Annotated in this window: 12 protein-coding genes and 2 tRNA genes; 1 reads left to right on the top strand and 13 read right to left on the bottom strand. The window is 50.6% G+C overall.

From position 1 onward, the window contains the following. The 8 genes from ACFVYJ_RS05515 to ACFVYJ_RS05480 form a co-directional block, all read right to left on the bottom strand. Nucleotides 1-77 (bottom strand) — tRNA-Arg (locus ACFVYJ_RS05515). Between the two features lie 10 nt (nt 78-87). Beyond that, nucleotides 88-177 (bottom strand) — tRNA-Ser (locus ACFVYJ_RS05510). A gap of 58 nt (nt 178-235) precedes the next feature. Continuing rightward, on the bottom strand, nt 236-424 hold the full coding sequence (gene csrA, locus ACFVYJ_RS05505) for a carbon storage regulator CsrA (RefSeq protein WP_419414041.1): 189 nt from the start codon (nt 422-424) through the stop codon (nt 236-238). A 134-nt stretch (nt 425-558) separates the two neighbouring features. Then, nucleotides 559-1,794: an aspartate kinase gene (locus ACFVYJ_RS05500; protein WP_419414040.1), complete on the bottom strand. Its 1,236-nt coding sequence runs from the start codon at nt 1,792-1,794 to the stop codon at nt 559-561. A gap of 15 nt (nt 1,795-1,809) precedes the next feature. Further along, nucleotides 1,810-4,413, bottom strand: coding sequence for an alanine--tRNA ligase (gene alaS, locus ACFVYJ_RS05495; RefSeq protein WP_419414039.1), 2,604 nt, complete (start codon nt 4,411-4,413; stop codon nt 1,810-1,812). Nucleotides 4,414-4,566: 153 nt separating this feature from the next. After that, nucleotides 4,567-5,022, bottom strand: a complete 456-nt coding sequence (locus ACFVYJ_RS05490; RefSeq protein ID WP_419414038.1) for a regulatory protein RecX — start codon at nt 5,020-5,022, stop codon at nt 4,567-4,569. Between the two features lie 59 nt (nt 5,023-5,081). Further along, entirely contained in the window at nt 5,082-6,131 is a 1,050-nt protein-coding gene (recA, locus tag ACFVYJ_RS05485; RefSeq protein WP_419414037.1) for a recombinase RecA, read from the bottom strand. A 130-nt stretch (nt 6,132-6,261) separates the two neighbouring features. Then, nucleotides 6,262-6,738, bottom strand: coding sequence for a CinA family protein (locus tag ACFVYJ_RS05480; protein WP_419414036.1), 477 nt, complete (start codon nt 6,736-6,738; stop codon nt 6,262-6,264). Nucleotides 6,739-6,865: 127 nt separating this feature from the next. Here ACFVYJ_RS05480 and mutS point away from each other — a divergent pair, with 127 nt between their 5' ends. Next, nucleotides 6,866-9,400 carry a DNA mismatch repair protein MutS gene (gene mutS / locus ACFVYJ_RS05475; protein WP_419414035.1) on the top strand — a complete coding sequence of 845 codons (2,535 nt, stop codon included), beginning with the start codon at nt 6,866-6,868 and terminating at the stop codon, nt 9,398-9,400. 17 nt (nt 9,401-9,417) lie between these two features. On the opposite strand, the gene ACFVYJ_RS05470 is transcribed toward mutS, so the two are convergent. The 5 genes from ACFVYJ_RS05470 to ACFVYJ_RS05450 form a co-directional block, all read right to left on the bottom strand. Continuing rightward, nucleotides 9,418-9,768, bottom strand: coding sequence for a hypothetical protein (locus ACFVYJ_RS05470; RefSeq protein ID WP_419414034.1), 351 nt, complete (start codon nt 9,766-9,768; stop codon nt 9,418-9,420). A 236-nt stretch (nt 9,769-10,004) separates the two neighbouring features. Continuing rightward, on the bottom strand, nt 10,005-11,033 hold the full coding sequence (gene rpoS, locus ACFVYJ_RS05465; RefSeq protein ID WP_419414033.1) for an RNA polymerase sigma factor RpoS: 1,029 nt from the start codon (nt 11,031-11,033) through the stop codon (nt 10,005-10,007). Between the two features lie 40 nt (nt 11,034-11,073). Then, a complete protein-coding gene (locus tag ACFVYJ_RS05460) occupies nt 11,074-11,883 on the bottom strand; it encodes a peptidoglycan DD-metalloendopeptidase family protein (RefSeq protein WP_419414032.1) in 810 nt (269 codons plus the stop codon). A 9-nt stretch (nt 11,884-11,892) separates the two neighbouring features. Beyond that, nucleotides 11,893-12,834: a polyprenyl-phosphate transporter gene (locus tag ACFVYJ_RS05455; protein ID WP_419414031.1), complete on the bottom strand. Its 942-nt coding sequence runs from the start codon at nt 12,832-12,834 to the stop codon at nt 11,893-11,895. A 10-nt stretch (nt 12,835-12,844) separates the two neighbouring features. Further along, complete coding sequence (locus tag ACFVYJ_RS05450) at nt 12,845-13,483, bottom strand: protein-L-isoaspartate(D-aspartate) O-methyltransferase (protein WP_419414118.1); 639 nt, start codon at nt 13,481-13,483, stop codon at nt 12,845-12,847. Nucleotides 13,484-13,506: the final 23 nt, after the last annotated feature.

The raw sequence follows: 13,506 nt of genomic DNA, 5'->3' as shown, positions 1-13,506 counted from the left end.
TGGCGCGCCCGGCACGATTCGAACGTGCGACCGCCTGGTTCGTAGCCAGGTACTCTATCCAGCTGAGCTACGGGCGCAACTTCAAAATGGCGGTGAGCGAGGGATTCGAACCCTCGATAGGGGTAAACCTATACGCCCTTAGCAGGGGCGCGCCTTCAGCCACTCGGCCAGCTCACCAGCAACGGCGCGTACTATACAAAATTGATTTTAAAAAAGAAAGGAAAGAATTGGAAAATTAGCTTTCATTACCTTCTTCATTTTTTTCGCGCTGAATCCGCTGATAAATTTCTTCGCGGTGCACAGAGACGTCCTTGGGCGCATTCACACCAATACGGACCTGATTACCTTTAACACCAAGAACAGTGACAGTGACATCGTCACCAACCATGAGGGTTTCGCCAACACGACGGGTCAAAATGAGCATGGGGGATCTCCTTTAAATCTCCAGGTATCGGCTTTTCACCCGATTGCATGTCGGCACGCATCCAAATCCTTGCCGTATCATGCCCTGATTCGATATACACCTGTCTAACTATAGACAAGCATTACAACATAAAGCTATTCGCTAACGGTTTCATTTGCATCGAGATTAAACGCAGTATGCAATGCCCTAACGGCTAACTCTAAGTATTTTTCAGCAATAATCACAGAAACCTTTATCTCTGAGGTGGAAATCATCAGGATATTGATATTCTCTGCTGCCAACGCATCAAACATTTTACTGGCAACACCTGCATGTGATCGCATACCCACGCCAACAATCGAAATCTTAGCGATTTTATTATCACCAGCGACCTCTCGAGCACCCAGTTCTTGCGCAGTTTGCTCCAGAATCTGACGCGTGGCATCAAAGTCATTACGATGCACAGTGAAAGTAAAATCCGTGGTCTGGTCTGCTGCCACATTCTGTACAATCACATCAATTTCGATATTAGCCTTGCTTACCGGGCCCAGAATCCGCGATGCCACTCCAGGTACATCAGGCACGCCACGAATGGTTAACTTGGCTTCATCGCGGTTAAAGGCAATGCCTGAAATTACAGGTTTTTCCACAGTATCATCTTCCTCAACGCTGATCAGCGTGCCCGGGCCATCGACAAAACTCGACAGCACACGCAGGGGCACCTTGTACTTGCCAGCAAATTCGACCGAACGAATCTGCAGCACCTTAGAACCAAGGCTGGCCATTTCCAGCATCTCTTCAAAGGTAATGCGATCAAGCCGACGCGCGGTTTCCACCACTCGAGGATCTGTAGTGTATACGCCATCGACATCAGTATAGATCTGGCATTCATCTGCTTTTAGGGCCGCCGCCAGCGCCACACCTGTGGTGTCAGACCCCCCTCGGCCCAGGGTGGTGATATTACCTTGCTCATCAACACCCTGAAAACCAGCCACGACAACGATACGGCCAGCCTGCAGGTCGGATTGAATATTGACGACATCGATATCCTGGATACGCGCCTTGGTATGCGCACTATCCGTCAGGATACGTACCTGACCACCCGTATAGGATCGAGCCGCAATACCACGTCTTTCCAGCGCCATACATAACAGCGCCATCGTGACTTGCTCACCGGTCGACACCAGCACATCCATCTCCCGGGGTGCGGGCTGATCCTGAATCGATTTAGCCAAACCGATAAGCCGATTGGTCTCACCACTCATAGCAGAAACCACAACAACTAAATCATGTCCGGCTTGACGGAATGTCTGCAGCTTATCTGCAACTGCCTCAATACGTTCAACGGTACCCACTGAGGTACCACCGTACTTATGGACGAAAAGCGCCATTCAGTATCTCCAAACTTAGAGTACAGACTGCAGTCGCTCAGGGACCGACTCAAGCACTGCTGACAATCCGGCCACATCGGTACCACCGCCCTGAGCAAAATCAGGACGGCCACCGCCCTTACCACCCAAGCTGGCAGTGAGTTCTCGGATCAGATCGCCTGCTTTAGCACGCGAGGTAAGGTCCTGAGTCACACCGGCGGCCAGCGCCACTTTGTCATCACTCACGGTAGCCAACACCACTACACCACTACCGAGTTTATTTTTCAGCTGATCGATTGTGTCTCGCAACGCTTTCGGCTCTACGCCCTCAAGTCTGGCCGCCAGTACTTTTACGCCATTAATCTCAACTGCCTGTGAGAGCAGGTCCGAACCTGCAGCAGATGCCAGCTTAGCCTTCAACTGTTCCAACTGCTTTTCCAGCGAACGGTTGCGTTCAGCTAGACCCTGCACTTTATCCAGTACCGTCTCGCGTGAGCCTTTCACTAGGTTGCCGATACTCTGTAAGGTTTCATCCAGCTGACCAATCCAAGCTAGGGCGGTCAGCCCAGTCACGGCCTCAATACGCCGTACGCCTGCAGCAACACCACCTTCCGAAATAATTTTACACAGGCCAATATCACCGGTTCGCTCAGCATGGGTACCACCGCAGAGCTCCATAGAGAAGCCTTTGCCCATGGTCAGTACCCGCACATCAGCATCATATTTTTCACCGAACAGTGCTGCTGCACCTTTGGTTTTTGCCTGTTCCAACGGCATCACTTCAGTTTCAACCGCAGAATTAAGACGAATCTGGTCATTCACCAGGCGCTCTACTTCAGCGACCTGCTCAGCTGTCATCGCTTCGAAGTGTGAAAAATCAAAGCGCAACCGGTCAGCATCATTTAATGACCCTTTCTGCTGAACGTGGTCGCCTAGAACCGTCTTCAGAGCGGCATGCAGCAGGTGAGTCGCAGAGTGGTTAAGTTTAATCGCCTGGCGACGCTCAGCGTCTACTTTTGGCATCACCCGATCAGACACATTCAGCGCACCCGATTCAAGCACCCCGTGATGCAGGTGATTACGCCCCTCTTTAGTACAGTCGAAGACAGTATATTCACCGCCAGAAAATGCCAGCACACCGCTATCACCCACTTGGCCACCGGATTCGGCATAAAACGGAGTCTGATTCAGAACCACAACACCCCGCTGACCAGCGTTCATCTGTTCAACTGGCTGACCTTCGACAAATAAAGCGACCACCTCAGCACTGCCTTCGAGTTCAGTGTAGCCGGTGAAGTCAGTCTCACCATCGACACGAATCGCCTCGTTATAGTCGATATCAAACTTACCCGCCGCACGGGCACGTTGACGCTGCACTTCCATCTCACGCTCAAAACCGACCATATCTACCGTCAGCTCTTGCTCGCGCGCCACATCAGCCGTGAGGTCTACGGGGAAACCATAGGTGTCGTACAGTTTAAACACGGTATCACCCGGAATCTCCTGCCCGTCAAGCGAGCCGATCACGTCCTGCAGCAATCGCATACCGTGATCCAGCGTCTTGGCAAACTGCTCTTCTTCCTTCAGCAATACACGCTCAACCTGAGCCTGCTTTTCAGCCAGCTCAGGATAGGCTGCGCCCATTTCCTGTACCAGCGCGGCTACCAGCTGATTAAAGAAAGGGCCTGTTGCTCCCAGCTTGTTGCCATGACGAACTGCGCGACGAATGATCCGACGTAAAACATAACCGGCACCTTCATTGGATGGCAGCACACCATCAGCAATCAAAAATGAACAGGAGCGGATGTGGTCTGCAATCACCCTAAGGGATTTGTTGTCGAGATCGGCACAGCCGACTGCTGCTGCTGTCGCTTTTAGCAGGTTCTGAAACAGGTCAATCTCGTAATTTGAATGCACGTTCTGCATAACAGCAGCAATACGTTCCAACCCCATACCCGTATCAACAGAAGGCTTAGGCAGCGGAGTCATTTCACCATCGGCGCTGCGGTTGTACTGCATGAACACCACATTCCAGATTTCGATATAGCGATCGCCATCTTCTTCCGGGCTGCCCGGAGGGCCACCCCAGACATCTGCACCGTGATCAAAGAAAATTTCGGTACAAGGACCGCATGGGCCAGTATCACCCATCGCCCAGAAGTTATCTTCATCCAGTTTAGAGAAGCGTTCAGGATCAACCCCTATCTCATCTTTCCAGATACGCTCGGCTTCGGTGTCAGAATGATGCACCGTAACCCAGAGACGCTCTTTCGGCAGCCCCATCACCTCGGTCAGAAAGATCCATGCAAAACGGATAGCATCCTGTTTGAAATAGTCACCAAAGCTAAAGTTACCGAGCATTTCGAAAAAGGTATGGTGGCGCGCGGTATAACCAACATTTTCCAGGTCATTGTGCTTGCCGCCGGCACGCACGCAACGCTGCGATGAAGTCGCCCGACTGTAGTTACGTTTATCACCACCCAAGAAAACATCCTTGAACTGCACCATACCTGCATTGGTAAACATCAGGGTGGGATCGTTCGCCGGAATCAGTGAACTGCTGGCCACAATCTCATGGCCCTGGGCTTTAAAATAATCGAGAAAAGCCTGGCGAATTTCAGCACTTGTCATGTATTTCATGGGATGAACCGTATGCTATCCATATCTGTATTCTGGGAATCCCCGCCTACTCAGGCCCGAGCAAGCGGATCTCTTTAAAAAGGCGCAACAGTATATATCGTGATCGATTTTGGTACGAACTTTTTTGCCACGCAACATACCATTACCTTAGCTTTAGACTTCGGCTTCACAGGCATGGCGAATGGCATAATTCGCCTCCTCATGACTAAAGCCTTTTTGCATTAGGTAACGCATTTGGCGTGCATACCCTTTACGGTCCTGTCGCTCCGGAGGCTGTTTAAACCGCTTCGCCCAGGCGTCGCACGCCAAGGCTTTCCAATCAACATCCAGGGTGTCATAAACGCCTTGCCGCAACTCTGCACCAATGCCTTTTGACTTTAAATCATAGCTGATACGCTGCCAGCCATGATATTGCATAAGCCTTTGTCGCATAAAGCTTTCTGCAAACCTGGCATCACTCAGATAACGGCTTTCTGTTAACTCATCTAACACTGATTCCACGACATCCTCAGCGGTATCCTTACTGTAACGCTGCATCAGTTCATAGCGACTATATTCACGCCGAGCCAATAATCTCAGGATCGAGTTTCTTAGTTCTGTGCGATCCAAATTTACGCTCCTGCTAATACAAAAAAAGGCCCTAAAGGGCCTTTTAAATGCGGTATTTATTACGATAGGTCAAGCTGCGCGCTAGATGATTTTTCCTCATCTTTCGCTTTTTCTGGCAGGCTAACATTCAGTAGCCGACTGCGAATTTCAGATTCAATCTCCGTAGCCACCTGCGGATTATCTTCCAGATATTTCGCTGCATTAGCTTTACCCTGGCCGATCTTATCGCCGTTGTAGGCATACCAAGCGCCCGATTTGTCTACCAGACCCTCTTTAACACCCAGATCAATCACTTCGCCCATATGGTAGATACCCTGACCATACATAATCTGGAATTCAGCCTGCCGGAATGGTGGCGACACTTTGTTTTTCACGACTTTGACACGGGTTTCATTACCCACAACTTCATCACCCTGCTTAACCGCGCCGGTGCGACGGATATCCAGACGAACAGAAGCGTAAAACTTCAACGCATTACCACCGGTAGTGGTTTCAGGATTACCAAACATAACCCCAATTTTCATACGAATCTGATTAATAAATACCAGCAAGCAATTTGAGCTTTTCACATTACCGGTCAGCTTACGCAGTGCCTGGGACATCAAGCGCGCCTGTAGGCCAACATGCGAATCACCCATCTCGCCTTCAATTTCAGCTCGCGGTACCAGTGCTGCTACCGAGTCAACGATAATCACATCCACCGCATTGGAGCGTACCAGCATGTCGGTGATCTCTAATGCCTGCTCACCTGTATCGGGTTGAGACACCAGCAGGTTCTCAACATCCACACCCAATTTCTCAGCATAAATTGGGTCCAGTGCGTGTTCAGCATCAACAAACGCACAGGTTTTGCCGAGTTTCTGCGCCTCTGCAATTACCTGCAATGTCAGTGTGGTTTTACCAGAAGATTCAGGACCGTAAATCTCTACCACGCGGCCAAATGGCAAACCGCCAATACCCAGCGCGATATCCAGACCCAGTGAACCCGTTGATACCGAAGGAATCGCTTCACGCGGCTGATCCCCCATGCGCATCACAGCGCCTTTACCAAACTGTCGTTCAATCTGACTCAGTGCTGCATCGAGTGCTTTTTTACGATTCGCGTCCATTTTCAACCCTGTCTGTAAGATTTATCGTACGCCGAAAATACTGTATGTATGGACAGTATTATTTCACAAGATTGAGGAATTGCAAGTCTGTCTTGCGGGAATAATGTAAACCATTAATCTATCTGGTCTTTTAACTCGGAAGATAAGCAATAACCCCTTCCAGTGCCTGCTCTACCGCTTGCTGCTGAACCGCATTTCGCTCACCACTAAAGAAACACAAACTGGTGACTGTAGGCCGATCAAGCACAGCCCAGGCAAACCAGACCGTACCCACGGGTTTGTCCTGACTGCCACCATCCGGCCCAGCAATGCCGCTAATGGCCACAGCAATAGTCGCTTCACTTCGCGCCAACGCACCTTCTGCCATCTCAGTCACCACTGCTTCAGAAACCGCGCCATGCTCGGACAACGTCTCTGTGGCAACCCCCAACATACGTGTCTTGGCCAGGTTAGAATAGGTCACAAAACCACAATCAAACCAAGCCGAGCTACCCGCAACCGAAGTAATGGCGGCTGCCACGCCGCCGCCGGTACAAGATTCAGCCGTTGCCAAATAAGCACCCGCTTGTTGCAAAGCCCAACCAGCTTTTTCCGCTAATACATTCATAAGCCCACCCTACTGGCAGCAACACGCAATTCACGTACAATGCGCAACATACTCTTACCTAATAACAGATTCAATTCATCAGTTTGCCAATACCTAGATGAACAAAAACGCCCCTACACATACCCCCATGATGCAACAGTACTTGCGGATCAAAGCGGAACATCCGGATCAGCTACTGTTTTATCGCATGGGTGATTTTTACGAATTGTTCTTCGACGATGCGAAAAAGGCTTCCCGCCTGCTGGATATATCGCTGACTGCCCGCGGCAAGTCTGCTGGACAACCCATTCCGATGGCCGGCATTCCATACCATGCTGCAGAAAGTTATATTGGTCGATTAGTAAAGACCGGCGAATCTGTCGTCATCTGTGAGCAGATAGGAGATCCAGCCACCAGTAAAGGTCCGGTTGAGCGCGCAGTAGCCCGTATCATCACCCCTGGCACACTGAGTGATGAAGCGTTTCTTGATGAACGCCGTGACAACCTGCTGGTCGCGCTATGTCAGCATCAGGATCGATTCGGTCTGGCATGTATGGATATCAGTGCGGGACGTTTTTCTATTCAGGAAATAGAGGGTGATAGTGCCCTTAATGCCGAGCTGGAACGACTGCGTCCTGCCGAATTACTGTTTGACGAAGATTCGAATCTCGCCACCCTGGTTGATAGACAGGCAGGCCTGCGCCCCCAGGCTCCCTGGCATTTTGAGATTGACAGTGCCAACCGTCTGCTGTGTCAGCAGTTTGAAGTACAAAGCCTGCAGGCGTTTGGATGCGAACATCTGCAACTGGCCATTCGCGCTGCCGGCTGTTTATTACAATACGCCCGGGACACCCAGCGCAGCGCACTGCCGCATATAAGACGACTACAGGTCGAGCAACAGCAAGAGAGCGTGCTACTGGATGCCGCCACCCGACGCAATCTGGAGATCGACCAGAATTTATCCGGTGGTAGCGACAACACACTGGCCAAGGTCATCGATCAGTGCGCAACACCAATGGGCAGTCGCCTATTACGCCGCTGGTTACACCGGCCATTACGCAACCTGAAGCAATTACAGCAGCGCCAAGCCGCTCTTCACTGGCTACAGGAGGAATACCGATATGAAACTATCGAAACATGCCTCAGAAACGTCGGTGATAGCGAACGTATCCTGAGCCGAGTGGCGCTACGTTCGGCTCGCCCACGAGACTTGGAACGACTGCGTAGTGCACTTACTATTCTGCCTGAGCTGCAAACCCATCTCGCCGCCACCACGGCAACACGTGTTAACCAATTAGCTGGCCAGATCGCTGAGTTTCCTCAGCTCGCGCAACTGTTAAACAAAGCAATCATCGATAATCCACCCGTGATTATCCGTGACGGCGGGGTCATTGCAGAAGGGTTTGATACCGAACTTGATGAGCTACGTAATATCAGTGAAAACGCTGGCGAGTATTTACTCCAGCTGGAAGCAAAAGAGCGTGATCGCACCGGAATTGCCACCCTCAAAGTGGGTTATAACCGGGTACATGGCTATTACATTGAGATCGGCAAAGCACAGGACGCAACGGTCCCCGGTGACTACATCCGGCGCCAGACCCTAAAAAATGCCGAACGTTACATCACCCCTGAATTGAAAGCGTTTGAAGACAAAGCACTCTCAGCCAAGAGCCGGGCCTTGGCGCGAGAAAAAGCCCTGTACGATGAGCTGCTGGAAACCGTCGCCGCACAACTGGTGCCGCTACAGGAATCCTCCAGTGCTATAGCCGAACTGGATGTATTACAAAACCTGGCTGAACGCGCTGTGTCACTGGATTACGTGCCGCCCCACCTGACAGATGAGCCGGTACTTAACATCCAGCGGGGACGCCACCCGGTGGTCGAAGCCGTTCTCGACGAGCCTTTTGTCGCCAACGACCTGGCACTGGATACTGAGCGCCGCATGCTGGTTATCACCGGCCCGAATATGGGCGGTAAATCTACCTATATGCGCCAGGCAGCACTGATTACTCTGCTGGCGCATATTGGCAGCTATGTACCAGCATCTGCAGCCGATATTGGGATTGTTGATCGTATTTTCACCCGGATGGGCTCATCTGATGACCTGGCCGGTGGGCGCTCTACCTTTATGGTAGAAATGACCGAAACCGCCAATATCATGCATAATGCTACCAGCCGTAGCCTGGTACTGATGGATGAGGTTGGCCGTGGCACCAGTACCTTTGACGGCCTGTCTCTAGCCTGGGCCTGCGCTGAACACCTGGCGCGCCACACTGAAGCATTCACCCTGTTTGCCACCCATTATTTTGAACTTACCGCCCTACCAGAGCAGCTAACCAGTGTATTCAACGTGCACCTGACCGCAGTTGAGCACAATGATCTGATTGTATTTTTACACGAAGTGAAAGAAGGGCCCGCAAGTCAGAGCTATGGTCTTCAGGTGGCTCAGTTAGCGGGGGTACCGATTGAAGTGGTGCAACAAGCAAGACAAAAGCTGATACAGCTGGAGCAGGATGTCAGTGTCGGGGCCCAGTTGAACACACCGCCGCCACCTGTGCAGAATGATATGTTCGCCCAACCCGAGCACAAAGCATTAAAAGCCTTACGTCAGATCACACCCGATGACCTGACACCCAAACAAGCACTCGAGCTACTGTACCAACTTAAGGCACAGTGCCAGTAACCATGCCAGCGTGCTGTCTAAACCACAGCGCTGGCCGCTTGTTCGCGGGTAAAAAACACACCGTCGCGGCAAAAACCAGCAATAACAGAGGCTTTGATGGCCATAACCTCTCCTTGCATATTACGCGACACAACCCACTCATCCGGCACACCACACAACAGGTGAACCGGAGCCGGAATACCTTCCGTTAAGCAAGATAGTTCAACTCTGCCTGTTTCCGTGTCACAGAATGCCGGTATAAAACCGCTGGAACGATTATTCTGACTGATTCCTGCAGTGTTTTGGTACTGCAAGTTTTCATTGTTAAGTTTCGCGACTGTCATCAGCATAGACATAGCGTCGATCTCATATTTATTTTTATCGGACACTAAATACACAGCAGGTAGTATGCCAACTTGGTCAAATTTCAACCAGACAAGTAAAGCTATTAGTTATCAATCATTTACAAAAAACACTACATTTTATCGCGAATAATCCGCATGCGACAGATTGACCAAAATGAGAAAACCCTGTTCGATTTCCGGCATATTCGACAATTTTCGTCATTAAATAAACCAAAAAGCCACCCGCAGGTGACTTTTTCAAAAACGCTACTTCAGTGGCTTTATTGTTGCAGCAGATCTTCGCCGGTCAAACCATTTTTCTCAACAATCTCGCGTAACTTACGCAGTGCTTCCACCTGAATCTGACGCACACGTTCACGAGTAAGGCCAATCTCCTGCCCCACTTCTTCCAATGTGCTCATCTCATAGCCGCGTAAACCAAACCGCCGGGACAAGACTTCTGCGTGCTTCTCAGGCAGCATGTCCAGCCATTTATTCAGGTTGCCACTGATATTCGAACCCTGCAACAGGGTTTCAGGGTCGGAGGAGTCCAGGTCTGGAATGGTATCCAGTAAAGACTTATCTGAATCCTTGCCCACCGGGGTATCTACCGAACCAACCCGCTCATTCAGGCCAAGCATTCTTTCAACATTTTCTACCGGCTTATCAACCAGCTCTGCAATCTCTTCCGCAGATGGCTCATGATCAAGCTTTTGCGCCAACTCACGGGCGGCACGCAAATAGACATTGAGCTCTTTGACAACATGAATCGGCAATCGAATGGTACGCGTCTGATTCATAATGGCGCGTTCTATGGTCTGGCGAATCCACCAAGTGGCATAAGTCGAAAACCGAAAACCGCGCTCTGGATCGAATTTTTCTACCGCCCGAATTAAGCCCAGATTACCTTCTTCAATCAGGTCCAGCAGTGTTAATCCACGATTGATATACCGCCGGGCAATTTTCACCACCAGGCGCAGGTTACTTTCAATCATGCGCTTACGCGCCGCATCATCACCTTTCAATGCAAGGCGGGAGAAATAAACTTCCTCTTCCGCACTCAGCAGTGGTGAAAAGCCAATTTCATTTAAATAAAGCTGGGTCGCATCCAGATGTTTGGCATTAAGCAGATCTTTATGGGCCATACTGCCCCGACCGCGGCCACTGTTAAGAAACTCAGGTTCACCTTCCGCCTCTTCAGCTTCTTCAGCTTCTTCAGCCTCATCCTCTGATTCTTCCCTATCCAGATCATCAGCCTCCACTGCCATTTCCTGTACATCCGTATTACTGTCTTTATCTAGATTTACCATGCGTCTATCCAACTCCAGAGGAATTAAAAGGCTATGCGTTTTAACGTTTCGGCAAAAACTTCAATGGATTTAATGGCTGTCCGTCGCGGCGGATCTCAAAATGCAACATCACCCGATCGGTACCGGTGTTACCAAATTCTGCAATTTTTTGCCCGGCTTTCACGGTATCATTCTCTTGTACCATAATACGACTGTTATGTGCATATGCACTAAGGTATTGCTGATTGTGATCAACGATCACCAAATTGCCATAGCCTAAAAGTCCATTACCCGCATAAACAACCCTACCTGACGCGGCGGCAAATACCGGATCACCGCGTTTACCCGCCAAATTAATGCCTTTATTCACCTTACCACTGGTAGAAAAGTGCTGAACCACTGACCCCGGTGCCGGCCACTGCCAACGAACCGGCCCGGTGCTAACGTGTGAAGTTGGTGTTTTAGTTGCAGGACGGGAACGCTGAGTTGACGGTTTTGCACTACTGGTTTTTTTTGTCACGGTGGCTGTTTTTGGGGGGTTAATCACTGGAGTCGTCTGAGTCACGGAAGCATCCCGCACAATTGAACCACCAGTGCGATTTGGCGAGCGGCCGGCTTTCAGCTTAAGCTTTTGGCCCGGATAGATCTGGGAACCGTTGATATTGTTCATACGGGCGAGGTCTTTAAAATCAAGCCCATATTTAAAGGCAATGGCATAGAGTGTGTCACCACGCTGTACCACATAGGTAGAAGGGGCGGGCTGTGGTGCCGTCACTTTGGATTTATCACTGACCGGGACATAAGTACTGCTACCGCACCCCTGTAGCAGCAATATCATTAATCCCAGTAAGGCAATCCAGGCTCTACCCATCACTTCAGATTATTCCCTGTGCCTCCGATCCAGCCACATAAGCAGCATCACCAGCACCGCCCCCAGCAGCATAAGCCCCAGGCATATCAAGGCATAAGCGGGCTGCCCCGTTGTTGCCTGAAACGCTTCTGGCCACATATTCTTTTGTACCAAAGGCAACTGCTCACCGTGCCGGTCGATGGTATAAGCGGTGGTGTACTTCCAAGGCCATAGCTTGTTTAACGATCCCAGCAAAAAGCCCGCCAGCAGGGCCATAGTCGATACCCTGTGGTGGTGTAACAACCAACTAAGCAGATGCGAAAAACTGAGTAGCCCCAATACACACCCCCCGGCAAAAATCCCAAGCACCGCCAAATCCAGTGCCTGTATAGCAGAGATTACCGGGGCATACATGCCCAGCAGCAACAGAATAAAACTGCCGGAAATCCCCGGCAGGATCATAGCGCAGATTGCCAGCATACCTGACAAAAACAGGGTCAATGGCGTCGCTACCAGTACCGCCGGAGTGAGGGTGGTAATAACATACGCCAGCAGTGTGCCAATGATAAACACCCCGGAAGAATGGCTGTTCCAACGAGAAATATCACGCCCAATCAACCAGGTCGATGCCAACACCAGACCGAAAAAAAATGACCACAAGAGCTGCGGCGCATGTTCTAACCAATAAACCACCAGATGCGATACGCTGAACAGACTAACGACAATACCGCTGAACAAGGTAAGTAAAAACGCACCATTGATATACCGCCAGAACGCCACAGGCCCTTGTTTGAATAAGACGGACAGCGCGGCGGGGTTCACCTGTTTAAGGGAATCAATTAGCTCATCGTAAATGCCACTAATGAACGCGATCGTACCGCCAGACACCCCAGGCACCGCATCAGCAGCACCCATCAATACACCTTTAAACGATAACCATAAGTATTCGCGCCAACTTTTTGCCCTGTGCATTACTGCTCCATTAGCGAATCACACCACTCAATAAGGGGACAAATTTCACCCCTTCTAACACCTGAGTAGTGTAAGAATTTTCAGCGTCACGTATAACCAGCTTTAATTGCTGCCCCTGAGTACCCCCAACCGGAATAATCAGACGCCCGCCAATCTGCAACTGCTGCTTCAACTCCTCGGGGACCTGCTCTGGCGCACAAGCAGCCAAAATACCATCAAAAGGGGCTTTGCCCGGCCAGCCCATACCACCATCACTGTGTTTCAATTGCACATTACGAAGTTTAAGCAGCTGCAGGCGTTGCCGAGCCTTTTCCTGGAGCGGCCTAATCCGCTCAACGGAATACACCTGGCCGACTAGGCGCGCCAGAATTGCCGTCTGATACCCGGAGCCGGTGCCCACCTCTAATACTCGCTGTAACGGTCCGCCAGCAAGTAAGTACTCAGTCATTTTCGCGACAATATAGGGCTGAGAAATCGTCTGGTTATAACCGATAGGCAAAGCGGTATCTTCGTATGCCCGGTGTGACAGAGCCTCATCTATAAATATATGCCTCGGCATATCACGCATAACATTCAGCACCGACTCGTTCTCTACACCCTGCTCACGCAGCCGACTGACCAAACGGTCCCGTGTCCGCTGGGATGTCATTCCGATGCCTTTTAACTGCGCCT

Source organism: Pontibacter sp. JAM-7 (assembly GCF_048548695.2).
GTDB lineage: Bacteria > Pseudomonadota > Gammaproteobacteria > Pseudomonadales > Balneatricaceae > Neptuniibacter.
The sequence above is the reverse complement of the archived record's forward strand: the minus strand, read 5'-3'. Positions and strand labels throughout refer to the sequence as shown.